The organism is Pseudomonas sp. AC112 (assembly GCF_979253545.1).
Window position 1 is genome coordinate 921,384 of the sequence record NZ_CEEDCM010000001.1, and the last position, 23,056, is coordinate 944,439.

Here is a 23,056-nt window from a genome sequence, read left to right on the forward strand (position 1 = left end):
AAGCCCGGTTGCCCGGGCTTTTCAGTAATGATGTCCTCGGTCTTTCGGCGCTACTGGCGCGGTACGGACCTTTCCTCAATGTTTTTCCGACCACGATCCCTGTCTGCCGGATAACTGCTTCTGGTGCTTTACGCTGCACACCCGGGCCAGTTGCCAACCCTCTGAACCGTTATTAGGCCGGTTCATCGCTGCCTGTTCTTGAAGCGGTAAAACGAAAGAGCGTCGGCATCCTTGCCGGTGTTGCCTGGCATCCCTGCCATCGCTCTGATGGCGTCCTTGCCGATGTTGCGTGCCTTCCTTGTCTTCCTTGGCAGCATCCTTGCCGCCTCCACCAGGCCGTGTTTGCCTGGCTTGAGATGAAGAGTATGCATGTATGCATATACAGTCAATGCATCAACGCATTTATTTTTCACCAGAAAATGCATTGATGCATTCAAGGCCTTACAGGCTGAGGGTTTGGCGATTTTCCGCAGACGAAAAAAAGCCCGCACATTGGCGGGCTTTGTCTTACGCAGGGAGGTTAACGGGCGTACATGCCCCACCAGAACACATGACCGAGGATGCTGATCTGCTCATCCTGGATATCCTGGAAACTGTAGTCCTCATCCGGATGCTCATCGCGATTGAAACTGCGCAGGCGAATCCCGGAAGGCAGGCGATAGAGCTGTTTCACGCGCAACTGACCATTGTGATTGATGGCATACAAGTCGCCATCGACGATATCACCAATGCCGCTTTTACCCGCATTCACCCCGACTGTTGCGCCATCGCGCAGCACCGGTAGCATACTGTTGCCGCGCACCGTCACGCACTTGGCCTGGTCGAACTGCACCCCGTTATGCCGCAGGCTGCGCTTGCCGAACCGCAGGCTGGCTTTCTCGCTTTCCTCGATGACGAATCTCCCTGATCCAGCAGCCAATTCAACCTCGCGCAGAAACGGGATCGACACCTCGTCGTCGTTCACGGGGGTGTCGTCGTCCCACAGGCTAATGTCCTTGAGTTCGGAATGCATCGGGTCGCGCCCGTCATCGCGCAAAGCGCCCACCGGTGCGCGCCCGCGCACGTAGTCGGTGCTGACGCGGAAGTATTCGGCGATGCGTGAGATGTGCTTGTCCGACGGATCAACGATCTTTCCGCTGAGGATCCGGGACAGCGTGGATTGAGGCACGCCGGTACGCCGGTGAAGCTCCGTGGGGGAGATCCGGTCGCGGTCCAGCAATTCTCTTAAGGCGATAGAAACGTTGCGTTTTTGCATAACGCGGATAGTGACGGGAGTTTTGGGGGTTGGCAAATGCTAATTTGCATATCGTATGTATTGACTCGGTCGCTGCCACTGGCTTGTGGCGGTGCGCCTACTTGCGACCTGCGTCGCCCTAACCTCGCGTGTTAACCTTGCCGCCATCGCAAAAAATGCTGGGCCAAGCGCCCCCTTTGCCCCATCACTTTCAACGAATTTGCCTACGACCCAATGAGTAAAAACACGTCCGATCTGTCCTCCCACACCCCGATGATGCAGCAGTACTGGCGCCTGAAAAACCAGCACCCTGATCAGTTGATGTTCTATCGCATGGGCGACTTCTACGAGATCTTCTACGAAGACGCGAAGAAGGCTGCCAAGTTGCTGGACATCACCCTGACCGCGCGTGGGCAGTCGGCGGGGCAGTCGATTCCGATGTGTGGGATTCCTTACCATTCATTGGAAGGTTACCTGGTCAAGCTGGTGAAGCTGGGCGAGTCGGTGGTGATCTGTGAGCAGATCGGCGACCCGGCCACGAGCAAGGGGCCGGTGGAACGTCAGGTGGTGCGCATTATTACGCCGGGGACGGTGAGTGATGAGGCGCTGCTGGATGAGCGTCGCGATAACCTGATCGCTGCGGTGTTGGGCGATGAGCGTCTGTTCGGGCTGTCGGTGCTGGATATCACCAGTGGCAACTTCACAGTGCTGGAGATCAAGGGCTGGGAGAACCTGCTGGCGGAGCTGGAGCGCATCAATCCGGTGGAGTTGTTGATCCCGGATGATTGGCCGAAGGATCTGCCGGCAGAAAAACGCCGTGGGGCCAAGCGCCGTGCACCGTGGGATTTCGAGCGCGATTCGGCGCTGAAAAGTCTGTGCCAGCAGTTCTCGGTGCAGGACCTCAAAGGCTTTGGTTGCGAAACCCTGACCCTGGCCATCGGCGCCGCCGGTTGCCTGTTGGGCTACGCCAAGGAAACCCAGCGCACCGCCCTGCCGCACTTGCGCAGCCTGCGTCATGAGCGTCTGGACGATACCGTGGTGCTCGATGGCGCCAGCCGTCGCAACCTGGAGCTGGACACCAACCTGGCCGGTGGTCGCGATAACACCTTGCAATCGGTGGTTGATCGTTGCCAGACCGCCATGGGCAGTCGCTTGCTGACCCGCTGGCTGAACCGTCCACTGCGCGACCTGACGGTGCTGCAAGCGCGGCAGTCTTCTATTACCTGTCTGCTGGATGGCTATCGCTTTGAAAAGCTGCAGCCACAGCTGAAGGAAATCGGCGACATCGAGCGCATCCTGGCGCGGATCGGCCTGCGTAACGCGCGCCCCCGTGACCTGGCGCGCCTGCGTGATGCCCTCGGGGCCTTGCCACAACTGCAAGGGGCGATGACCGAGCTGGATACCCCGCACCTGCAAGCGCTTGCGGCAACCGCTGGCACCTACCCGGAACTGGCGGCACTGCTGGAAAAAGCCATCATCGATAACCCGCCGGCGATTATCCGTGACGGCGGCGTTCTCAAGACCGGCTACGACAGCGAACTGGACGAACTGCAATCCCTGAGCGAAAACGCCGGGCAGTTCCTGATCGATCTGGAAGCCCGCGAAAAAGCCCGCACCGGCCTGGCCAACTTGAAGGTCGGCTACAACCGCGTGCATGGCTACTTTATTGAGCTGCCGAGCAAGCAGGCGGAGTCGGCGCCGATCGATTATCAGCGCCGCCAGACCCTCAAAGGTGCCGAGCGCTTTATCACCCCGGAACTGAAAGAGTTCGAAGACAAGGCACTGTCGGCCAAGAGCCGCGCCCTGGCTCGGGAAAAGATGCTCTATGAAAACCTGCTTGAAGACCTGATCAGCCAGTTGGCGCCGCTGCAGGACACCGCCGCCGCCCTGGCCGAACTGGACGTGCTGAGCAACCTGGCCGAACGTGCGCTGAACCTTGACCTGAACTGCCCGCGCTTTGTCAGCGAACCGTGCATGCGCATCGTGCAAGGTCGCCACCCGGTTGTAGAGCAAGTGTTGACCACGCCGTTCGTCGCCAACGACCTGTCGCTGGACGACGATACCCGCATGCTGGTTATCACCGGTCCGAACATGGGTGGTAAATCCACTTACATGCGTCAGACCGCGTTGATCGTACTGTTGGCGCATATTGGCAGCTTTGTGCCGGCGGCCAGTTGCGAGCTGTCCCTGGTGGACCGTATTTTCACCCGGATCGGTTCCAGCGATGACCTGGCCGGTGGCCGTTCGACCTTTATGGTGGAAATGAGCGAGACCGCCAATATCCTGCACAACGCCACCGAACGCAGCCTGGTGCTGATGGACGAAGTGGGGCGCGGTACCAGCACCTTCGACGGCCTGTCCCTGGCCTGGGCGGCGGCCGAGCGCCTGGCGCATCTGCGTGCCTATACGCTGTTTGCTACCCATTACTTCGAGTTGACGGTGTTGCCGGAAAGCGAGCCGCTGGTGGCCAACGTGCACCTGAACGCCACCGAGCACAACGAGCGCATCGTGTTCCTGCACCATGTGCTGCCAGGGCCGGCCAGCCAGAGTTACGGCCTGGCCGTGGCACAACTGGCCGGCGTGCCGAACGACGTGATCACTCGCGCCCGCGAACACCTCAGCCGCCTGGAAACCACAGCCCTGCCGCACGAAACCGCGGTGGCCAGCCCGAAGAAATCCAGCAGCAAAGCCAGCGCGCCGCACCAGAGCGACATGTTCGCCAGCTTGCCCCATCCGGTACTGGATGAGTTGGCTAAACTTGACCTGGACGACTTGACGCCTCGAAAAGCGCTCGAAATGTTATATGCACTTAAGACTCGGATATAACGCAGACGCGTGCAAGCTGGTAGACTCTCGCGCGGTTTGGGATGCTGCAGGCTATTAGCCTGGTCTGCAGACTATCGCTCCCGAACCTCGCGAGCCCTGCCACAAAGGGTTTCGCTGCCGCCGCCTGAGGAGAGAATTAGAAATGACCTTCGTCGTTACCGACAACTGCATCAAGTGCAAGTACACCGACTGCGTCGAAGTGTGTCCGGTGGACTGCTTCTACGAAGGCCCGAATTTCCTGGTTATCCACCCGGATGAGTGCATCGACTGCGCCCTGTGTGAGCCTGAATGCCCGGCCGTCGCTATTTTCTCCGAGGATGAAGTCCCGGCAGAGATGCAGGAATTCATTCAGTTGAACGTCGAGTTGGCGGAAATCTGGCCGAATATCACTGAACGCAAAGATCCGATGCCGGATGCAGCGGAGTGGGATGGCAAAAAAGGTAAGATTGCAGACCTCGAACGCTGATAGCGTCGCCCTCCAAAAGGCCCCTTGCGGGCCTTTTTGCGTTTCTGGAAGGTGGGTTTCACTTTCCTGCAGGCAAAAAAAAGGGGCGGTTTGACCCGCCCACATTTTTTCCCTAGTCCCTGTATTCCTTTTCATCATCCTGATGAATCGCATCCTGCGACATTCCTTGAACCATCGTTCCTTGATGGCTGTGTCAATCCGTGGACACAGGGCTGATCTTAGAGAGTTCCAAAGTAAGTTCAACAGGATCCGACCCGGCAACTGACCACCTCCCACATCCAAAACGCTATAAATAATTGTTATTTTTCAATTAGATAGAAAATTCCCTAGCCAGTTTGAGACGCTCCGGGATGGAAAAAAAACCAAACACTTACGAGAAAGTAAGCAAATGCTTACACGAGCAATTGCGTAAAAGCGTAACAAGCACCCTTTCTCAATCGCCGGGCAAGAAAAAGCCCCGACACTGTCGGGGCTCGATGACCTGCAACCGCCTCAGTCGTCGCTGACAGAAATAGTCGGCATTGCCGGGCTTGCAGCTTCCTGCAACACAATCCGTGCTCCCACATGGCGGGCCAGTTCCTGGTACACCATGGCGATTTGGCCATCAGGGTCGGCTGCCACGGTGGGCTTGCCACCGTCGGCCTGCTCGCGAATCACCATCGACAGCGGCAATGAGGCCAGCAGCTCAACGCCGTATTGGCTTGCCAGCTTCTCGCCTCCGCCTTCGCCGAACAGATGCTCGGCATGGCCACAGTTGGAGCAGATGTGCACCGCCATGTTCTCGACGACGCCCAGCACCGGGATATTGACCTTGCGGAACATCTCCACGCCTTTCTTCGCGTCGAGCAGCGCCAGGTCTTGAGGCGTGGTGACAATCACCGAACCGGCCACCGGGACTTTCTGTGCCAGGGTCAGCTGGATATCGCCGGTGCCTGGCGGCATGTCGATCACCAAGTAGTCCAGGTCGCCCCAGGCGGTCTGGGTGACCAGTTGCAGCAAGGCGCCGGAGACCATTGGCCCACGCCAGACCATCGGCGTGTTGTCGTCAGTGAGGAAGGCCATGGACATCACTTCCACGCCCAGGGACTCGATCGGTACGAACCACTTCTGGTCCTTGACCTTTGGCCGCGTGCCTTCGGCGATGCCGAACATCACACCTTGGCTCGGCCCGTAGATATCCGCATCGAGAATGCCCACCCGCGCGCCTTCGCGGGCCAGCGCCAGGGCCAGGTTGGCCGCCGTGGTGGATTTACCCACGCCGCCCTTGCCGGAGGCCACGGCCACCACGTTCTTGACGTTGGCCAGGCCAGGGATCTGCGCCTGGGCCTTGTGTGGCGCGATCACGCATTGGATGTCGACCTTGGCCGAAGCCACGCCGTCGAGGCCTTCGATGGCCATTTGCAGCATCTGCGCCCAACCGTTTTTGAACAGGCCGGCGGCGTAGCCCAACTCCAGCTGGACCGACACCTGGTCACCCTGGACCTCGATGGCGCGAACACAGCCGGCGCTGACCGGGTCCTGGTTCAAATAAGGGTCGGTGTACTGGCGAAGAACGGCTTCCACCGCTGCGCGATTGACGGCGCTCATGGGCTACTCCCGAAAAAAGACTGACTGAAACAGGCGGCTATCCTAACCGTTCCAGCGCCTCAACGGCATGCTTTCGAAGGTTGGGAAGATGCTGAAACAGCGCCACGGGGTGAAATATATTTCCCGGCGCTTTATAGTGGCCGACCTCCGTTTCATCAAGTAGCCGAGCCCCATGTCCGAGCCACGCAAGATCCTCGTCACCAGCGCCCTGCCCTATGCCAATGGTTCCATCCATCTTGGCCATATGCTTGAGTACATCCAGACCGATATGTGGGTGCGCTTCCAGAAGCATCGCGGCAATCAATGCATTTATGTCTGCGCGGACGACGCCCACGGTTCGGCCATCATGTTGCGCGCCGAAAAGGAAGGCATCACCCCGGAACAACTGATCGCCAACGTGCAGGCTGAACACAGCGCCGACTTTGCCGAGTTCCTGGTGGATTTCGACAATTTCCACTCGACCCACTCCGTCGAAAACCGCGAGCTGTCGAGCCAGATCTACCTGCGCTTGAAGGACGCCGGGCACATCGACCAGCGTTCGGTCACCCAGTATTTCGACCCGGAAAAGAAGATGTTCCTGGCCGACCGCTTCATCAAGGGCACCTGCCCTAAATGCGGCACTGAAGACCAGTACGGCGACAACTGCGAAAAATGTGGTGCAACCTACGCACCGACTGACTTGAAGGATCCGAAGTCGGCAATCTCTGGCGCCACCCCGGTGCTCAAGGACTCCCAGCACTTCTTTTTCAAACTCCCGGATTTCCAGCAAATGCTGCAAACCTGGACGCGCAGCGGCACCCTGCAGGACGCCGTGGCCAACAAACTCTCCGAATGGCTCGACAGTGGCCTGCAGCAGTGGGACATCTCCCGCGATGCGCCGTACTTCGGCTTCGAGATCCCGGGCGAGCCGGGCAAGTACTTCTACGTGTGGCTGGATGCGCCGATCGGTTACATGGCCAGCTTCAAGAACCTGTGCGACCGTACGCCGGAGCTGGACTTCGACGCGTTCTGGGGCAAGGACTCCACCGCCGAGCTGTACCACTTCATCGGCAAGGACATCGTCAATTTCCACGCCCTGTTCTGGCCAGCGATGCTTGAAGGTTCAGGCTACCGCAAGCCGACCGGCATTGCGGTGCATGGCTACCTGACGGTCAACGGCCAGAAGATGTCCAAGTCCCGTGGCACCTTTATCAAGGCGCGCACCTACCTGGACCACCTGTCGCCGGAATACCTGCGTTACTACTACGCATCCAAGCTGGGCCGTGGCGTCGACGACCTCGACCTGAACCTGGAAGACTTCGTACAGAAGGTCAACTCGGACCTGGTCGGCAAGGTCGTCAACATCGCCAGCCGATGCGCCGGGTTTATCCACAAGGGCAACGCCGGTGTATTGGTGGCCGAGAACGCCGCTCCAGAGCTGACCGACGCTTTCCTGGCCGCTGCGCCGAGCATCGCCGACGCCTATGAAGCCCGTGACTTTGCCCGCGCCATGCGCGAGATCATGGGCCTGGCCGACCGTGCCAACGCCTGGATCGCCGACAAGGCGCCGTGGTCGCTGAACAAGCAGGAAGGCAAGCAGGCGGAAGTCCAGGCGATCTGCGCCACGGGCGTCAACCTGTTCCGCCAACTGGTGATCTTCCTCAAGCCGGTGCTGCCACTGCTGGCTGCCGACGCCGAGGCCTTCCTCAACGTTGCACCGCTGACCTGGAACGACCACGCCACCCTGCTCAGCAACCATCAACTGAACGAATTCAAGCCGTTGATGACCCGCATCGATCCGGTGAAAGTCCAGGCCATGACCGACGCTTCGAAAGAAGACCTGGTCGCCAGCCAGACCGACACCGGCGAATCGGCACCGGCCGGTAACGGCGAGCTGGCCAAGGACCCGATTTCTGCTGAAATCGACTTCGACGCCTTTGCTGCCGTGGACCTGCGTGTCGCGCTGATCGTCAAGGCCGAAGCCGTGGAAGGTGCCGACAAGCTGCTGCGCCTGACCCTGGACCTCGGTGGCGAACAACGCAATGTGTTCTCCGGGATCAAGAGCGCTTATCCAGACCCATCCAAGCTCGATGGTCGCCTGACCATGATGATCGCCAACCTCAAGCCGCGGAAAATGAAGTTCGGCATATCCGAAGGCATGGTGATGGCGGCCGGCCCTGGTGGCGAAGAGATCTACCTGTTGAGCCCTGACAGCGGTGCCAAGCCGGGTCAACGCATCAAGTAAGCCTATGGGCCTGTGGCGAGTAAATTAGGCCTGTTGTAGGAGCGCGGCTTGCCGGCGATGGCGACCTCAGGGACGCCATCGCCGGCAAGCCGCGCTCCTACAAATCCATTACGAGCCTGTTCGCTTAATCGGCATACCCATGATCACAGCATGAACCTCATTCAACGTATCGACGCGCTGCTGCCGCAGACCCAATGCGGCAAGTGCGGGCACCCGGGTTGCAAGCCTTACGCCGAGGGCATCGCGCGCGGCGAGGCCATCAACAAGTGTCCGCCCGGCGGGCAGGAAACCATCGCCGGCCTTGCTGCGTTGCTGCGCGTGCCGGTGCTGGACCTTGACACCAGTCGCGGCGAGGCACCCGCCCAGGTGGCCTACATCCGCGAGGCCGAGTGCATCGGCTGCACCAAGTGCATCCAGGCTTGCCCGGTGGACGCCATCGTCGGCGCCGCCAAGTTGATGCACACCGTCATCATTGATGAGTGCACCGGTTGCGACCTATGCGTCGCCCCCTGCCCTGTCGATTGCATTGAAATGCACCCCGCGACCAGCGTGCCGATGGTAGGTGGTCTGGCAGCCAATGATCATGAGCATCATGAGCGCGGCTTGAAACGTGACCGGGCGCGGCGGCGTTTTGAACAGCGCAACGTGCGCCTGCAACGTGAAGAAGCACACAAACTCGCCGAACGTCTGGCACGGGCCAAGCGCTCGGCGCCCGCGACCCCCATGCCCGCCGATGCGACTCAGGCGGCCCAGGATGCGGCGGTCAAGAAGGCTAAAATCACGGTTGCCATGAGCCGTGCCCAACTGCACAAGTCGTTGAAAGCGTTCGGCCACCCACCGACCTACGAGCAGCAATCGCAGTTGATCATCCTGCAACAGCAGTTCGAAGCGGCTGAGCAGGCACTCACCGCCTTGGAAGCCGCCGCTCCAACAACCTCGCCGCCGCCAAAAGACCCCGCACTCAAACGCGCGAAGATCCAATTGGCCATGCGACGTGCCGAACTGAAAAAAGCCCAGGACCTGAACGCTGACGAGCAGCAACTGGCAACTCTGAGCGCTGCGCTGTCCAGCGCGGAGCAAGCCTTGCACAACGCCGAGGCAGACAGTGAGCAGCCCAGGCCCGATTTGCAGCGGGTGGAAAAACGCCCGATAGACGCACAACTGCGCCAGCTGAAAACCGCCCTGGCGTATGCCCGAGCCGATGTCAGCAAGCTGCAACGCCAAGGGGTGAACGCGGATCAACTGAGCGCCGCGCAGCACAGGCTCGAAGAAGCGCAGCGCCAGGTGGACGTCTACGTCGACGCTTGATCCGCTGCAGCGCTGCCGGGCAACCTGACGATGGTTTATCCTGCTCGGACAATTGCTCGCAGAACCCAAAGCCTGGATCTACCTTTCACATTTATGCCGACCGCCTGCAAGGAACCCACCGCCCGATGAATGCCGCTAAACGCCTGGAAATCTTCCGCAGGCTTCACGAAGACAATCCTGAACCGAAGACCGAACTGGCCTACACCACGCCGTTCGAGTTGCTGATTGCGGTGATCCTGTCGGCCCAATCCACCGACGTCGGCGTCAACAAGGCCACCGCCAAGCTGTATCCCGTGGCGAATACGCCGGAGGCGATCTATGCCTTGGGTGTGGACGGTTTGTCGGAGTACATCAAGACCATCGGCCTGTACAACAGCAAGGCCAAGAATGTGATCGAGACCTGTCGTTTGCTGGTGGAACTGCATGGCAGTGAAGTGCCACAAACCCGTGAAGCCCTGGAAGCCCTGCCGGGCGTTGGCCGTAAAACCGCCAACGTGGTACTCAACACTGCCTTCCGGCAACTGACCATGGCCGTGGACACCCACATCTTCCGGGTCAGCAACCGCACCGGCATTGCCCGCGGAAAAAACGTGGTGGAGGTGGAAAAGCAGCTGATGAAGTTCGTGCCCAAGCCGTATCTGCTGGACTCCCACCACTGGCTGATCCTTCATGGGCGCTATGTTTGCCAGGCCCGCAAGCCGCGCTGTGGCAGTTGTCGCATCGAAGACTTGTGCGAATACAAGGACAAGACGTCCGACGATTGAGGAATCATTGGTTTTCTCGATCAGCCGATTGAAAAAATCTTTTTTACCCAACCATGGATTATCGTTATAAGGAGCGCCAACGGCAGTCTTAGCCCGGAGTGAACCTTATGAGCACTGGCAAAGAACAACTGGAAGTGGAAGACGACCTCGTTGAGTCGGATGACGATGGGACAGAGGCACCTGTGGTTGAGGTCGCCAAGACTAATTTGAGCAAACGCCGCACCATCGACAATCTTCTGGAAGAACGACGCTTGCAACGACAACTGGCCGATTACGACTTCGATCTCTGATTGAGCGTCGACGGTCGGAAGCCTCCCTCACGGAGGCTTTTTTCTGCCGGTTACCCACGCCAACACGCGCTGCAGTGCCCTCCTCTATACCAAGCCGTTACGCTGGGCCAACTCGATCAGGTCGACAAGGGAGCGGGCGTTGAGCTTGAGCAGCAAACGCGTCTTGTAGGTACTGACAGTCTTGTTGCTGAGGAACATGCCGTCGGCAATTTCCTTGTTGGTCCTGCCCCTGGCCAACTGCTGCAAAACCATCATTTCCCGGCCGGACAAGCGCTCGACCATATCGGCCTCGCTGGCATTGCCCATGGTGGAGCGTACCGAGTTGAGCGCCTGGTTCGGGAAGTAGCTGTAGCCTGACAAGACCGCCTTGATCGCACTCAGCAACTCGGTCAGGTCCTGTTGCTTGCACACGTAGCCGGCAGCCCCTGCCTGCATGCAGCGCATGGAAAAATGGCCGGGAGCCTGGGACGTCAGCACCAGCACCTTGAACGGGTTGGCCTGCTTGGTAGAAGACAGCCGGCAGATAACTTCCAGCCCATCAAGTTTGGGAATCCCGATATCCAGTATGACAATGTCCGGCATATGCTCCCGTGCAAGTTGCAACGCATCGACGCCGTTATCGGTCTCGGCAACGACCTCATAACCATGACGCTCCATTAGCATACGCACAGCAAGACGAATGACGGGATGATCATCCACGATCAGCACTTTATTCATGAGAAAGTCCAATTTCGCTGTTCGAATTATTTAGAGCAAGCACAATAGCCTAGTCGTTTCCTAGTTGGCATAGCATTCCCCCCCAAGCAACAGCAAGCAGAGACCCACCCCACAGCGATAAAGGAATTAGCCTACAAAAAAACGCCTTCTCGGAGGTTTCCGATTTTATGGATCCTTTCAGACCTTTCCGCTGGCTTACATATTTTGAGTGAAATATCCCTGGGATATGCGGAGCCAGGTAAACGTGCCGTACGTAACTGTCAGGAAATGCCCCTTGCCTATCGCTTGAGCCTGAGAAAACTGTCAAGAAATATCTGTCTGTTTTAGTTCCATTCAACATATTCACTTACATCCCTAATTCCTACAGAACTTTCAGCGCTTTATATATTCGCCGTACTTTCATGAGTGAATTTTCTGTAAGACTAGTTCCTATGCAGATGTAAAAATTTCATTCCCCCTACATCCTTTAAACAAAAATTCATTCAAAACCATTGAAAAAGAAAGGGGCTTAGGAAAACATCAACGCATGTTTAAAAAATATAAACACCACAACCCACCACAAAATCCACAGCCAAAAAAAATGGCCCCTTGAACAAGGGGCCATTCTTTATAGTGCGCCGAGACTTAGAACAACGAGCGACCTTTGTTGGCTGCAATGCGCATGCGCAGTGCATTCAACTTGATAAAGCCCGCTGCGTCCGCCTGGTTGTAGGCGCCGCCGTCTTCTTCGAAGGTGGCGATGTTGGCGTCGAACAGCGATTCATCGGACTTGCGACCGGTAACGATCACGTTGCCCTTGTACAGCTTCAGGCGCACAACGCCGTTCACGTGGACCTGGGAGGCGTCGATCATCTGTTGCAGCATCAGACGCTCAGGGCTCCACCAGTAGCCGGTGTAGATCAGGCTGGCGTACTTGGGCATCAGCTCGTCTTTGAGGTGAGCCACTTCGCGGTCCAGGGTGATGGACTCAATAGCGCGGTGGGCGCGCAGCATGATGGTGCCGCCTGGGGTTTCGTAGCAGCCACGGGACTTCATGCCCACGTAACGGTTCTCGACGATGTCGAGACGGCCGATACCGTGTTCGCCACCGATACGGTTCAGGGTCGCCAGCACGGTGGCCGGGGTCATTTCGACGCCGTCCAATGCGACGATGTCGCCGTTGCGGTAGGTCAGTTCCAGGTATTGCGGCTTGTCGGGAGCGTTCTCCGGGGAGACGGTCCACTTCCACATGTCTTCTTCGTGCTCGGTCCAGGTGTCTTCCAGCACGCCGCCTTCATAGGAGATGTGCAGCAGGTTGGCATCCATCGAGTACGGGGACTTCTTCTTGCCGTGACGCTCGATCGGGATCGCGTGCTTTTCAGCGTAATCCATCAGCTTTTCACGGGACAGCAGGTCCCATTCACGCCACGGGGCAATCACTTTCACGCCTGGCTTGAGTGCATAGGCACCCAGTTCGAAACGCACCTGGTCGTTGCCCTTGCCAGTCGCGCCATGGGAAATGGCGTCGGCGCCGGTTTCGTTGGCGATTTCGATCAGGCGCTTGGCGATCAGCGGACGTGCGATGGAGGTACCCAGCAGGTACTCGCCTTCGTAGACGGTGTTGGCGCGAAACATCGGGAAAACGAAATCGCGGACGAACTCTTCGCGCAGGTCGTCAATGTAGATCTCTTTCACGCCCATGGCTTGCGCCTTGGCACGTGCAGGTTCGACCTCTTCGCCCTGACCCAGGTCAGCGGTGAAGGTCACCACTTCACAGTTATAAGTATCCTGCAGCCACTTGAGGATCACCGAAGTGTCCAGGCCGCCGGAATACGCGAGAACGACCTTGTTTACGTCGGCCATGCCATCACTCCACGGGGTTGTACGGAAAGGCGTCGATTCTACCGACCAAAACCGTGAATTTACAGGGGCGCGACAGCAAATGAAGATAAAGCGACAGATTATGTCGAGCGGGCGACCGATGGTCGCCCTTTAGGAGGTGTGCGCAGGGTTGCCCGGGCCGGTGGCCGTAGGAGCCGGTTTCTCGGGGGTAGCCACGCGCTCAAGCTGAATATTCACGCGACGATTGCGTGCCCGGTTGGCCGCATTGGTGTTCGGCGCCAGTGGGTAGCTTTCGCCATGGAAACGCAGGGTGATCTGCGATTCCTGGATACCGTTGGCCTTGAAGTAGTCCATGACTGCCAGGCCACGGCGGCGCGAGACGTCGCGGTTGGTCAAGCGGTTGCCGCTGTTGTCCGAATGGCCGTTCAACTCGATGTGGTTGACGGAGGGATCGGCTTTCATGAACGCGAGGATCACGTCGAGCTTCTTCTTGGCCGCCGCGTCCAGTTCGATACCACCACCGGGGAACCCGACTTCGGTCTGCTTGACTTGGTCGTAATTCATCGGCAACAGCTTGGTGGTGCACAGCTGATAGTCGTTAAAGGCCTTGTTGAATTTCACCGGCAACAGGCGAATTTCCGAGTAGCCACCCTCACGCCCGTAGTGGCGGACAGTCGGGCTGCGCCCTTCCAGAAGCCCCGTGAACAGGCGCCCGGCCTGGGCCTGGGAGCTGTTGAACAAGACGTCGCCGCTGCCGGCACGCACGGCGCCAAGGTTGATATCTCCGCGCCCCGGCTGCCAAGGGGCAGCGGCGGCCAGCAAGGTCGCCGAGCCTGCGCCCAGCGAGCCGTTATAGGCTTTCAGACGAAACGTCGCCTGCTCACCGGCCCGGCGCACGAACTCACCCGAGCCGAAGTCGGTGATCGGCTGGGTCAGGCGGCACTCGAACTGGTCGCCTTCTACCTTCCACTCAATATTCTCCAGACGTGTCTGGAACGTGAGGGCCATCGCAGGCAGGCTGGCGAACACACTGAGCAGGGCTAGATAATGCTGGCGCACGGGAGGCTCCACTGGTTTCTACAACACTTCAAAGCGTCATACATCGATAAGGCATACAAAAGGCTATCGGTTGCATCCTGCAAAACTTGATAGCGAGTGCCTGCAAGAGTCTTTTCCGGTAGCATTCCCACCAGATTGACCCGCCTGGAATCCCCAATGTCCGACCGCCTGACCCTGCTGCGTCCCGACGACTGGCATATTCATCTTCGCGATGGTGCTGCGTTACCCCACACCGTGGCCGATGTAGCGCGCACGTTTGGCCGCGCCATCATCATGCCTAACCTGGTACCTCCGGTGCGTAACGCCGAGCAAGCCGATGCCTACCGCCAGCGTATCCTCGCTGCTCGGCCGGCCGGCAGCCGCTTTGAACCGCTGATGGTGCTCTACCTCACCGACCGCACCCAGCCCGAAGAAATTCGCGAGGCCAAGGCCAGCGGCTTCGTGCACGCCGCCAAGCTGTACCCGGCCGGCGCGACCACCAACTCCGATTCCGGCGTGACCAGTATCGACAAGATCCTGCCGGCCATCGAAGCCATGGCGGAAGTCGGTATGCCGCTGCTGATCCACGGTGAAGTCACCCGTGGCGATGTCGACGTGTTCGATCGCGAGAAGATCTTCATCGACGAGCATATGCGCCGTGTGGTGGAGTTGTTCCCGACCCTCAAGGTGGTGTTCGAGCACATCACCACCGCCGATGCCGTGCAGTTCGTCACCGAGGCCTCGGCCAACGTCGGCGCGACCATCACCGCGCACCACCTGTTGTACAACCGCAACCACATGCTGGTGGGCGGGATCCGGCCGCACTTCTATTGCTTGCCGATCCTCAAGCGCAACACCCACCAGGTAGCCTTGCTGGATGCGGCGACCAGCGGCAATCCGAAGTTTTTCCTCGGCACCGACTCCGCGCCTCACGCCCAACACGCGAAAGAAGCCGCGTGCGGCTGTGCCGGCTGCTATACCGCGTATGCCGCGATCGAGCTGTACGCCGAAGCGTTCGAACAGCGCAATGCGCTGGACAAGCTCGAAGGGTTCGCCAGCCTCAATGGTCCGCGTTTCTACGGCCTGCCAGCGAATACCGACCGCATCATCCTGGTCCGTGAAGATTGGACCGCCCCCGCCAGCCTGCCGTTTGGCGAGCTGACTGTTATCCCGCTGCGCGCCGGTGAAACACTGCGCTGGCGCCTGCTGGAGGAAAGCAAGTGAGTGAAGACCATTACGATGACGAACACGAGCACAGTGGTGGCGGCTCCCGTCACCCGATGGCCGAGCGGTTCCGCGGCTATCTGCCGGTTGTCATCGACGTAGAAACCGGTGGTTTCAACTGCGCCACCGACGCGCTGCTGGAAATCGCCGCGACCACCATCGGCATGGATGAACAGGGCTTTGTGTTCCCGGAACACACCCACTTCTTCCGTGTCGAGCCGTTTGAAGGCGCGAATATCGAAGCCGCCGCTTTGGAATTCACGGGCATCAAGCTTGATCACCCCCTGCGCATGGCCGTGAGTGAAGAAGCGGCGCTGACCGATATCTTCCGTGGCGTGCGCAAGGCGTTGAAGGCCAATGGCTGCAAGCGCGCGATCCTGGTCGGCCACAACAGCAGCTTCGACCTGGGCTTCCTGAACGCCGCCGTGGCGCGGTTGGACATGAAGCGCAACCCGTTTCACCCGTTCTCCAGCTTCGACACCGCAACCCTCGCTGGCCTGGCTTATGGCCAGACCGTGCTGGCGAAGGCCTGCCAGGCCGCCGGTATCGACTTTGACGGGCGTGAGGCTCACTCGGCCCGCTACGACACCGAGAAAACCGCCGAGCTGTTCTGCGGCATCGTCAACCGCTGGAAAGACATGGGCGGCTGGGAAGACTTCAATGATTGAGGTGATCTCCCGCGCATAAAAAAACCGGCCTTCTCAGGCCGGTTTTTTTGTACCTCGAACCTGGCTTACAGCTTGCCAGCGTTCTCGGTCAGGTAAGCCGCAACGCCTTCTGGCGAAGCGTTCATGCCTTTGTCGCCTTTTTTCCAGTTGGCAGGGCAGACTTCGCCGTGCTCTTCGTGGAATTGCAGGGCGTCGACCAGACGGATCAGCTCTTCCATGTTACGACCCAGTGGCAGGTCGTTGATGATCTGGGAGCGAACCACGCCTTTGTCGTCGATCAGGAATGCGCCACGGAACGCCACGCCGCCTTCGGATTCAACGTCGTAGGCCTTGGCGATGTCGTGCTTCATGTCGGCAGCCATGGTGTATTTGACCTTGCCGATGCCGCCATCGTTGATGGCAGTGTTGCGCCAGGCGTTGTGGGTGAAATGGGAGTCAATGGAAACGGCTACCACTTCAACGTTGCGCGCCTTGAAATCGTCCATGCGGTGGTCCAGAGCGATCAGCTCGGACGGGCAGACGAAGGTGAAGTCCAGCGGGTAGAAGAACACCAGGCCGTATTTGCCTTTGATGGCTTCAGACAGTTTGAAACTGTCAACGATTTCGCCATTGCCGAGGACGGCTGGGACGTCGAAATCCGGGGCTTGTTTGCCGACGAGTACGCTCATTGGATATCTCCTGATGTAGGGGTGACGATTGAAGTAAAAGGACCGGCCTTGAGTCTGCCGTGTTTCGGCGACAGCCCTGTGACGCAGTCACGCTTCGTGAAGACCGACCATCATACACTGAAAAAACCGTTCGTCAGTGCGGGCGCAGTGCCAGCGAATACCCTACGAATCTACTTTGACAATCATTCTCGTTAACATTAAGATCCATCGCACTTAAGCCTTAAACCCGCGACGGTTCTCCCTTATGTATGTGTGCCTCTGTACTGGCGTCACCGACGGACAAATCCGCGAAGCAATCTATGAAGGTTGCTGCAGCTACAAGGAAGTGCGTGAAACCACAGGCGTTGCCAGCCAGTGCGGTAAATGTGCTTGCCTCGCCAAGCAAGTGGTACGGGAAACCCTGACGCAGCTGCAGACAGCCCAGGCCGCACTCCCCTACTCAGCAGAATTTACACACGCCTGATTGGGCGTGTTTTAAAGAACCGGACTTAGTGTCCGGTTTTTTTATGCCCGCAATTCAATTAGTTAGCGTCAAGACGCGGAACACAAACATTCTTATTCCGATTAATTTTCATTTATTATTCAATAACTTAGGTTTGACACTAGGGAATTGGCCGCTCAAACTCCGCCTTATACACAGCGATTACAGGGCAGGACCCCAGTCATGAAAGGCGACATCTCAGTCATCCAGCAACTCAACAAAATCCTTGCCAATGAACTGGTCGCGATCAATCAGTACTTTCTGCATGCGCGCATGTATGACGATTGGGGCCTGGAAAAGCTGGGCAAGCGCGAATACAAAGAATCCATCAAGGCCATGAAAGACGCTGACGCGTTGATCAAGCGCATCCTGTTCCTGGAGGGTCTGCCAAACGTGCAGGACCTGGGCAAGCTGAACATCGGCGAGCACACCCAGGAAATGCTTGGCAGCGACCTGGGTTTCGAGCGCAAGAGCCACAGCGACCTCAAGGCCGCCATTGCTCACTGCGAGACCAAGGGCGACTTCGGCAGCCGTGAGCTGCTGGAAGACATCCTCGAAGACCAGGAAGAGCATATCGACTGGCTGGAAACCCAACTGGGCCTGATCGACAAGGTCAGCCTGGAAAACTACCTGCAATCGCAGATGGGCGAATAAGCCCTCAGCGCGCCGGTACAAAAAAGCCCCGCTCTCTTACGAGAAGCGGGGCTTTTTATTGACCGATGACGGGTAGGCGCCAGCTTGCCGGCGCCTACACAATTACGCGTCGGTCTTGGCTGCGGCGTTGGCCGCTGCTTCTTTGATCAGCGCCTGCAACGAACCATCAGCCGCCATCTCAACAATGATGTCGCTACCGCCGACCAGCTCACCGGCTACCCACAGCTGTGGGAACGTAGGCCAGTTGGCATACTTTGGCAGGTTGGCGCGGATTTCAGGGTTTTGCAGGATATCCACGTAAGCGAATTTCTCGCCACACGCCATGATGGCCTGGGACGCCTTCGCGGAGAAACCGCACTGAGGAGCGTTGGGCGCGCCCTTCATGTAAAGCAGAATGGTGTTGTTGGCAATCTGCTCTTTGATCGTTTCGATGATATCCATGGAACACCTCGGCTGGAACTTTGCGACTCACAGGTCGGCACGGTGGCGCATTGTAACGCAAAATTCCAGCCTGGTGCTCAGGCGGCTGCTACCTGCACAGGAACGCCATTCAACGCCGCATTGCCGGATAACTCATCCAACTGCCGCTCGTCGGTCAAGTCATTGGCACTCGCCCCTGGCTGTCCGCTGGCAATCGTCATCTGCACACCCGGTCGTCCATGGCCCCAACCGTGAGGCAGGCTGACCACGCCAGGCATCATGTCCAGGCTGGCGACCACTTCCACTTCGATCATGCCGATGCGCGAACTCACGCGCACACGCTGGCCATCATTCAGCTGCCGGCTGGCGAGGTCATCCGGGTGCATCAACAATTGATGGCGCGGCTTGCCTTTCACCAGCCGGTGATAGTTATGCATCCAGGAATTATTACTGCGTACATGACGACGACCGATGAGCAGCAGTTCGTCGGCCAGGGGCATCGGCTGCGCCGCAAAACGCGCCAGGTCGGCGAGGATCACCGCCGGTGCCGCTTGCACCTTGCCATCAGTGGTTTTCAGACGTGCGGCAAGGTTGGGCCGCAACGGCCCGAGATCCACGCCGTGGGGATGATCCGCCAGCATCGCCACGGATAACTTATGGCTGGAGGCATCACCGTACACCCCGGCGCGCAGGCCGAAATCGATCATGTGCGAAGGCGGCATCGTGGGCTTGAGCGTCGTGCCGGTCTGTGCGGCAAACGCCTGGGCCAGGCCGACGAAGATCTCCCAGTCATGCAGCGCGTCCGCGGGCTTGGGCAGAATCGCCCGGTTAAACCGAGTGACATTACGCACCGCGAACATATTGAAAGTCGTGTCGTAGTGATCGTTTTCCAGCGCCGACGTGGACGGCAGGATCAGGTCGGCATACCGCGTAGTCTCGTTGATATAGAGGTCGATGCTGACCATGAATTCCAGGCCATCCAGGGCTTGCTCCAGTTGCCGGCCGTTGGGGGTCGATAGCACCGGGTTGCCTGCCACTGTCACCAGGGCACGGATTTGCCCTTCGCCTTCGGTGAGCATTTCTTCGGCCAACGCCGAAACCGGTAGCTCGCCGCCGTATTCCGGGCGCCCGGAAACCCGGCTCTGCCAACGATTGAAATGCCCACCACCGGTGGATGCCACCAGATCCACCGCCGGTGTGGTGCACAGCGCCCCACCGACACGGTCCAGATTGCCCGTCACCAGGTTGATCAATTGCACCAGCCAATGGCACAGGGTGCCGAACGCCTGGGTCGAAACGCCCATGCGCCCGTAACATACCGCCTTGTCGGCAGCGGCAAAGTCCCGCGCCAGCTGGCGGATCTGCTCGGCAGGCACTGCACACTGACGGCTCATGGCCTCGGCGGTGAAGCCGGCGATGGCACGGCGTACATCCTCAAGGCCTTCAACCGGCAGATGGCTGTCGCGGGTCAGGCTTTCGGTAAACAAGGTGTTGAGCACGCCGAACAACAACGCCGCATCACCGCCTGGACGCACGAACAGATGCTGGTCGGCCATCGCCGCCGTCTCGCTGCGCCGAGGGTCGACCACTACCACTTTGCCGCCCCGCGCCTGGATCGCCTTGAGACGCTTCTCCACATCGGGCACGGTCATGATGCTGCCGTTGGACGCCAGTGGGTTGCCGCCCAGGATCAGCATAAAGTCGGTGTGGTCGATGTCCGGGATGGGCAGCAACAGACCATGGCCGTACATGAGGTAACTGGTGAGGTGGTGGGGCAATTGGTCAACCGAGGTGGCGGAAAACCGATTGCGCGTCTTCAACTGGCCCAGGAAGTAGTTGCTGTGGGTCATCAACCCATAGTTGTGCACGCTGGGGTTGCCCTGGTACACCGCCACCGCATTCTGCCCATGCTGCGCCTGGATGCCTGACAACCGTTCGGCTACAAGCGCGAAGGCGTCTTCCCACGCAATCGGCTGCCATTCGCTACCGACCCGCAACATGGGCTGGTGCAGGCGGTCGGGATCATTCTGGATATCCTGCAGCGCCACGGCCTTGGGGCAGATATGCCCACGGCTGAAACTGTCCTGGGCGTCGCCCTTGATCGAGGTGATCGCCAGGCTGCCGTCGTCGGCCTGGGTGGTTTCGAGCGTCAAGCCGCAGATGGCTTCACACAGATGGCAGGCACGGTGGTGGAGAGTCTTGGTCATGGCCAGTCTCTTATCAGGGCTTTGATTCCACTATGGGCCGCTGAAGGCCAAGGCACCACCAACGTCAGTGCCGTGAATCGACAAGCATCAGGCCCGGCCATGGCTAAGCATGAGCAAATGTTTCAGAAACTTCGCACAGCCACGCTGAAACCGACTCAGCCTGGCCCGCAGCCGCCTTCGCGCATTGCAAAAGGCTGTGACGCCAGTGTACAAATGACCCGCTGCTGTCTGGTATTCGTCTTCAAAAGCGCTCCGGCGCCCTGCTTGAACACCCCTAAAAACCGTAGCCCTATTGGTAAGACGCGACATTTAATTATAAGATCGCGCCTTCCCCTATTTCGTCGCCCCGTGCGGCTTTCGCCGCAGGTCTCGCCCGTTGTCACAATAAACAAGGCTTTGAGTATCTGCGGTCTGTTGCAAAAAGGTAGTTAATGATGAGCGCAAGGCACTTTCTCTCCCTGATGGATTGCACGCCCGAAGAGCTGGTCAGCGTGATCCGTCGAGGCATTGAGCTTAAAGACCTGCGTAACCGCGGCGTACTGTTCGAGCCTTTGAAAAACCGCGTGCTCGGCATGATTTTCGAGAAGTCGTCGACCCGCACCCGCGTGTCCTTCGAAGCCGGCATGATCCAACTGGGTGGCCAAGCCATCTTCTTGTCCTCGCGTGACACCCAACTGGGGCGTGGCGAGCCGATCGCCGACAGTGCAAAGGTGATGTCGAGCATGCTCGACGCCGTGATGATCCGTACCTTTGCCCACAGCACCGTGACCGAATTTTCCGCCAACTCCCGCGTGCCAGTGATCAACGGCCTGTCCGATGACCTGCACCCGTGCCAGTTGCTGGCCGACATGCAGACCTTCCTTGAGCACCGTGGCTCGATCCAGGGCAAGACCGTGGCCTGGATCGGCGACGGCAACAACATGTGCAACAGCTATATAGAAGCCGCCATCCAGTTCGACTTCCACCTGCGCGTTGCCTGCCCGGAAGGCTACGAGCCTGACGCGCGCTTCCTGGCCCAGGCCGGCGACCGCGTGACCCTGGTCCGCGACCCACGTGACGCGGTGATCGGCGCGCACCTGGTGAGCACCGACGTCTGGACCTCCATGGGCCAGGAAGACGAGACCACCCAGCGCCTGGCCCTGTTCGCGCCGTATCAAGTGAACCGCGCCCTGCTCGACCTGGCCGCGCCGGATGTGCTGTTCATGCACTGCCTGCCAGCCCACCGTGGTGAAGAGATCAGCCTCGACCTGCTCGACGACCCGCGTTCGGTCGCTTGGGACCAGGCTGAAAACCGCCTGCACGCGCAAAAGGCGCTGCTCGAATTCCTCGTTCCGCCGTCGTACCACCACGCATGAGCCATTCATTACTGCTGAACCTGCGCAATCTGGCATGCGGCTATCAAGATCAACGGGTGGTGCAGAACCTCAATCTGCACCTCAACGCCGGCGACATCGGTTGCCTGCTGGGGTCTTCGGGCTGCGGCAAGACCACCACGCTGCGGGCGATTGCCGGGTTTGAACCGGTGCACGAAGGTGAAATCAGCCTGGCGGGCGAAGTGATCTCCAGTGCCGGGTTCACCTTGGCACCGGAGAAACGTCGCATCGGCATGGTGTTTCAGGACTACGCGCTGTTTCCTCACTTGAGCGTGGCCGACAACATTGCCTTCGGCATTCGCAAGCACCCGCAAAAAGACCGTGTGGTCGCCGAACTGCTGGAACTGGTGAACCTGAAGAACCTGGGCAAGCGTTTTCCCCATGAGCTTTCCGGTGGCCAGCAACAACGCGTTGCCCTCGCCCGTGCCCTGGCGCCAGAGCCGGCGTTGCTGCTGCTGGATGAACCCTTCTCCAACCTTGATGGCGAGTTGCGGCGCAAGCTCAGCCACGAGGTGCGCGACATTCTCAAGGCACGCGGCACCAGTGCGATCCTGGTGACCCACGACCAGGAAGAAGCCTTTGCCGTCAGCGATCAGGTCGGCGTATTCAAAGAGGGCCGGCTTGAACAGTGGGACACGCCCTACAACCTCTATCACGAACCGCAGACGCCCTACGTCGCCAGCTTTATCGGCCAGGGTTACTTCATCCGTGGCCAATTGAGTTCGCCGGAATCGGTCAGCACCGAGCTGGGTGAGTTGCGCGGCAACCGCGCCTACACCTGGCCCACCGGCGGCGCGGTGGACGTGCTACTGCGCCCGGACGACATCGTCTACGCCCCGGACAGCGGCTTGAAAGCGCGGATCGTCGGCAAGACCTTCCTCGGCGCGTCGACCTTGTACCGCCTGCAACTGCCGACCGGCGCGCAGTTGGAGTCGATTTTCCCGAGCCATGCCGACCATCAGGTCGGCGCGGATGTGGGGATCCGTGTGGCCGCCGAACACCTGGTGCTGTTCCAGGCCTCAGGCAGCACCGCCGCGCAGATTCCTCAAGTCGAATCCGGCGTGAGACGCTACAGCCCGGTATAAC

The 23,056-nt window shown here is 59.2% G+C and carries 21 protein-coding genes; 12 read left to right on the forward strand and 9 right to left on the reverse strand.

Annotation, left to right across the window (positions count from 1 at the left end):
* Positions 1-182 precede the first annotated feature (182 nt).
* Together AC0IYN_RS04450 and AC0IYN_RS04455 are read right to left on the reverse strand one after the other, a co-directional pair.
* Positions 183-425, reverse strand: a complete 243-nt coding sequence (locus AC0IYN_RS04450) for a hypothetical protein (RefSeq protein WP_406598966.1) — start codon at positions 423-425, stop codon at positions 183-185.
* 95 nt (positions 426-520) lie between these two features.
* Positions 521-1,255, reverse strand: coding sequence for a LexA family transcriptional regulator (locus tag AC0IYN_RS04455; RefSeq protein ID WP_457239421.1), 735 nt, complete (start codon positions 1,253-1,255; stop codon positions 521-523).
* Between the two features lie 213 nt (positions 1,256-1,468).
* On the opposite strand from AC0IYN_RS04455, the gene mutS reads away from it, so the two are divergent.
* Both mutS and fdxA read left to right on the forward strand, forming a co-directional pair.
* Positions 1,469-4,060 (forward strand): DNA mismatch repair protein MutS, encoded by a 2,592-nt coding sequence (mutS, locus tag AC0IYN_RS04460; RefSeq protein ID WP_457248397.1) that lies wholly within the window; start codon positions 1,469-1,471, stop codon positions 4,058-4,060.
* A 142-nt stretch (positions 4,061-4,202) separates the two neighbouring features.
* A complete protein-coding gene (fdxA, locus tag AC0IYN_RS04465; protein WP_003208688.1) occupies positions 4,203-4,526 on the forward strand; it encodes a ferredoxin FdxA in 324 nt (107 codons plus the stop codon).
* A 492-nt stretch (positions 4,527-5,018) separates the two neighbouring features.
* Here the strand turns inward: fdxA and apbC are convergent, their stop codons facing one another.
* Positions 5,019-6,113 carry an iron-sulfur cluster carrier protein ApbC gene (gene apbC, locus AC0IYN_RS04470; protein ID WP_457248396.1) on the reverse strand — a complete coding sequence of 365 codons (1,095 nt, stop codon included), beginning with the start codon at positions 6,111-6,113 and terminating at the stop codon, positions 5,019-5,021.
* A 172-nt stretch (positions 6,114-6,285) separates the two neighbouring features.
* Here apbC and metG point away from each other — a divergent pair, with 172 nt between their 5' ends.
* From metG to AC0IYN_RS04490, 4 genes are all read left to right on the forward strand, one after another.
* Positions 6,286-8,337, forward strand: a complete 2,052-nt coding sequence (gene metG, locus AC0IYN_RS04475) for a methionine--tRNA ligase (protein WP_078047124.1) — start codon at positions 6,286-6,288, stop codon at positions 8,335-8,337.
* A 57-nt stretch (positions 8,338-8,394) separates the two neighbouring features.
* A complete protein-coding gene (rsxB, locus tag AC0IYN_RS04480) occupies positions 8,395-9,645 on the forward strand; it encodes an electron transport complex subunit RsxB (protein ID WP_471844743.1) in 1,251 nt (416 codons plus the stop codon).
* Between the two features lie 125 nt (positions 9,646-9,770).
* Positions 9,771-10,409 (forward strand): endonuclease III, encoded by a 639-nt coding sequence (gene nth, locus AC0IYN_RS04485; protein WP_010212734.1) that lies wholly within the window; start codon positions 9,771-9,773, stop codon positions 10,407-10,409.
* Positions 10,410-10,516: 107 nt separating this feature from the next.
* Positions 10,517-10,699: a PA3496 family putative envelope integrity protein gene (locus tag AC0IYN_RS04490; protein ID WP_099494175.1), complete on the forward strand. Its 183-nt coding sequence runs from the start codon at positions 10,517-10,519 to the stop codon at positions 10,697-10,699.
* 84 nt (positions 10,700-10,783) lie between these two features.
* Here the strand turns inward: AC0IYN_RS04490 and AC0IYN_RS04495 are convergent, their stop codons facing one another.
* The 3 genes from AC0IYN_RS04495 to AC0IYN_RS04505 form a co-directional block, all read right to left on the reverse strand.
* Positions 10,784-11,416 carry a response regulator transcription factor gene (locus tag AC0IYN_RS04495; protein ID WP_078047120.1) on the reverse strand — a complete coding sequence of 211 codons (633 nt, stop codon included), beginning with the start codon at positions 11,414-11,416 and terminating at the stop codon, positions 10,784-10,786.
* A gap of 624 nt (positions 11,417-12,040) precedes the next feature.
* Positions 12,041-13,258 (reverse strand): argininosuccinate synthase, encoded by a 1,218-nt coding sequence (locus AC0IYN_RS04500; protein WP_010212738.1) that lies wholly within the window; start codon positions 13,256-13,258, stop codon positions 12,041-12,043.
* A gap of 129 nt (positions 13,259-13,387) precedes the next feature.
* A complete protein-coding gene (locus tag AC0IYN_RS04505; protein ID WP_471840651.1) occupies positions 13,388-14,296 on the reverse strand; it encodes a flagellar protein MotY in 909 nt (302 codons plus the stop codon).
* Between the two features lie 156 nt (positions 14,297-14,452).
* Here AC0IYN_RS04505 and pyrC point away from each other — a divergent pair, with 156 nt between their 5' ends.
* On the forward strand, positions 14,453-15,499 hold the full coding sequence (pyrC, locus tag AC0IYN_RS04510) for a dihydroorotase (RefSeq protein WP_471840652.1): 1,047 nt from the start codon (positions 14,453-14,455) through the stop codon (positions 15,497-15,499).
* Entirely contained in the window at positions 15,496-16,167 is a 672-nt protein-coding gene (rnt, locus tag AC0IYN_RS04515; protein WP_010212742.1) for a ribonuclease T, read from the forward strand. The genes pyrC and rnt overlap by 4 nt, the downstream gene beginning before the upstream one ends.
* Before the next feature lie 65 nt (positions 16,168-16,232).
* Here rnt and AC0IYN_RS04520 read toward each other — a convergent pair whose 3' ends face one another.
* On the reverse strand, positions 16,233-16,835 hold the full coding sequence (locus AC0IYN_RS04520; RefSeq protein WP_003172097.1) for a peroxiredoxin: 603 nt from the start codon (positions 16,833-16,835) through the stop codon (positions 16,233-16,235).
* Between the two features lie 244 nt (positions 16,836-17,079).
* On the opposite strand from AC0IYN_RS04520, the gene AC0IYN_RS04525 reads away from it, so the two are divergent.
* Positions 17,080-17,298 carry a bacterioferritin-associated ferredoxin gene (locus AC0IYN_RS04525; RefSeq protein ID WP_010564137.1) on the forward strand — a complete coding sequence of 73 codons (219 nt, stop codon included), beginning with the start codon at positions 17,080-17,082 and terminating at the stop codon, positions 17,296-17,298.
* 201 nt (positions 17,299-17,499) lie between these two features.
* Positions 17,500-17,970 carry a bacterioferritin gene (gene bfr, locus AC0IYN_RS04530; protein WP_010212744.1) on the forward strand — a complete coding sequence of 157 codons (471 nt, stop codon included), beginning with the start codon at positions 17,500-17,502 and terminating at the stop codon, positions 17,968-17,970.
* Positions 17,971-18,072: 102 nt separating this feature from the next.
* On the opposite strand, the gene grxD is transcribed toward bfr, so the two are convergent.
* Together grxD and AC0IYN_RS04540 are read right to left on the reverse strand one after the other, a co-directional pair.
* On the reverse strand, positions 18,073-18,411 hold the full coding sequence (gene grxD / locus AC0IYN_RS04535) for a Grx4 family monothiol glutaredoxin (RefSeq protein WP_065906770.1): 339 nt from the start codon (positions 18,409-18,411) through the stop codon (positions 18,073-18,075).
* A gap of 77 nt (positions 18,412-18,488) precedes the next feature.
* Positions 18,489-20,597, reverse strand: coding sequence for a molybdopterin oxidoreductase family protein (locus AC0IYN_RS04540; RefSeq protein ID WP_457267305.1), 2,109 nt, complete (start codon positions 20,595-20,597; stop codon positions 18,489-18,491).
* A 434-nt stretch (positions 20,598-21,031) separates the two neighbouring features.
* Here AC0IYN_RS04540 and argF point away from each other — a divergent pair, with 434 nt between their 5' ends.
* The gene (gene argF, locus AC0IYN_RS04545; RefSeq protein ID WP_471840654.1) at positions 21,032-21,952 is read left to right on the forward strand and encodes an ornithine carbamoyltransferase; all 921 of its coding nucleotides are present in this window, start codon (positions 21,032-21,034) and stop codon (positions 21,950-21,952) included.
* Positions 21,949-23,055, forward strand: a complete 1,107-nt coding sequence (locus AC0IYN_RS04550) for an ABC transporter ATP-binding protein (RefSeq protein ID WP_457240291.1) — start codon at positions 21,949-21,951, stop codon at positions 23,053-23,055. Before argF ends, AC0IYN_RS04550 begins: the two co-directional genes overlap by 4 nt.
* The last annotated feature ends 1 nt before the right edge of the window (position 23,056 follow it).

Excerpts from the sequence above, each read along its gene's own strand:
- AC0IYN_RS04450 (WP_406598966.1), bottom strand. The coding sequence starts at position 425 with ATGCATTTTCTGGTGAAAAATAAATGCGTTGATGCATTGACTGTATAT.
- AC0IYN_RS04455 (WP_457239421.1), bottom strand. The coding sequence starts at position 1,255 with ATGCAAAAACGCAACGTTTCTATCGCCTTAAGAGAATTGCTGGACCGC.
- mutS (WP_457248397.1), top strand. The coding sequence starts at position 1,469 with ATGAGTAAAAACACGTCCGATCTGTCCTCCCACACCCCGATGATGCAG.
- fdxA (WP_003208688.1), top strand. The coding sequence starts at position 4,203 with ATGACCTTCGTCGTTACCGACAACTGCATCAAGTGCAAGTACACCGAC.
- apbC (WP_457248396.1), bottom strand. The coding sequence starts at position 6,113 with ATGAGCGCCGTCAATCGCGCAGCGGTGGAAGCCGTTCTTCGCCAGTAC.
- metG (WP_078047124.1), top strand. The coding sequence starts at position 6,286 with ATGTCCGAGCCACGCAAGATCCTCGTCACCAGCGCCCTGCCCTATGCC.
- rsxB (WP_471844743.1), top strand. The coding sequence starts at position 8,395 with ATGGCGACCTCAGGGACGCCATCGCCGGCAAGCCGCGCTCCTACAAAT.
- nth (WP_010212734.1), top strand. The coding sequence starts at position 9,771 with ATGAATGCCGCTAAACGCCTGGAAATCTTCCGCAGGCTTCACGAAGAC.
- AC0IYN_RS04490 (WP_099494175.1), top strand. The coding sequence starts at position 10,517 with ATGAGCACTGGCAAAGAACAACTGGAAGTGGAAGACGACCTCGTTGAG.
- AC0IYN_RS04495 (WP_078047120.1), bottom strand. The coding sequence starts at position 11,416 with ATGAATAAAGTGCTGATCGTGGATGATCATCCCGTCATTCGTCTTGCT.
- AC0IYN_RS04500 (WP_010212738.1), bottom strand. The coding sequence starts at position 13,258 with ATGGCCGACGTAAACAAGGTCGTTCTCGCGTATTCCGGCGGCCTGGAC.
- pyrC (WP_471840652.1), top strand. The coding sequence starts at position 14,453 with ATGTCCGACCGCCTGACCCTGCTGCGTCCCGACGACTGGCATATTCAT.
- AC0IYN_RS04520 (WP_003172097.1), bottom strand. The coding sequence starts at position 16,835 with ATGAGCGTACTCGTCGGCAAACAAGCCCCGGATTTCGACGTCCCAGCC.
- AC0IYN_RS04525 (WP_010564137.1), top strand. The coding sequence starts at position 17,080 with ATGTATGTGTGCCTCTGTACTGGCGTCACCGACGGACAAATCCGCGAA.
- bfr (WP_010212744.1), top strand. The coding sequence starts at position 17,500 with ATGAAAGGCGACATCTCAGTCATCCAGCAACTCAACAAAATCCTTGCC.
- grxD (WP_065906770.1), bottom strand. The coding sequence starts at position 18,411 with ATGGATATCATCGAAACGATCAAAGAGCAGATTGCCAACAACACCATT.
- AC0IYN_RS04540 (WP_457267305.1), bottom strand. The coding sequence starts at position 20,597 with ATGACCAAGACTCTCCACCACCGTGCCTGCCATCTGTGTGAAGCCATC.
- argF (WP_471840654.1), top strand. The coding sequence starts at position 21,032 with ATGAGCGCAAGGCACTTTCTCTCCCTGATGGATTGCACGCCCGAAGAG.
- AC0IYN_RS04550 (WP_457240291.1), top strand. The coding sequence starts at position 21,949 with ATGAGCCATTCATTACTGCTGAACCTGCGCAATCTGGCATGCGGCTAT.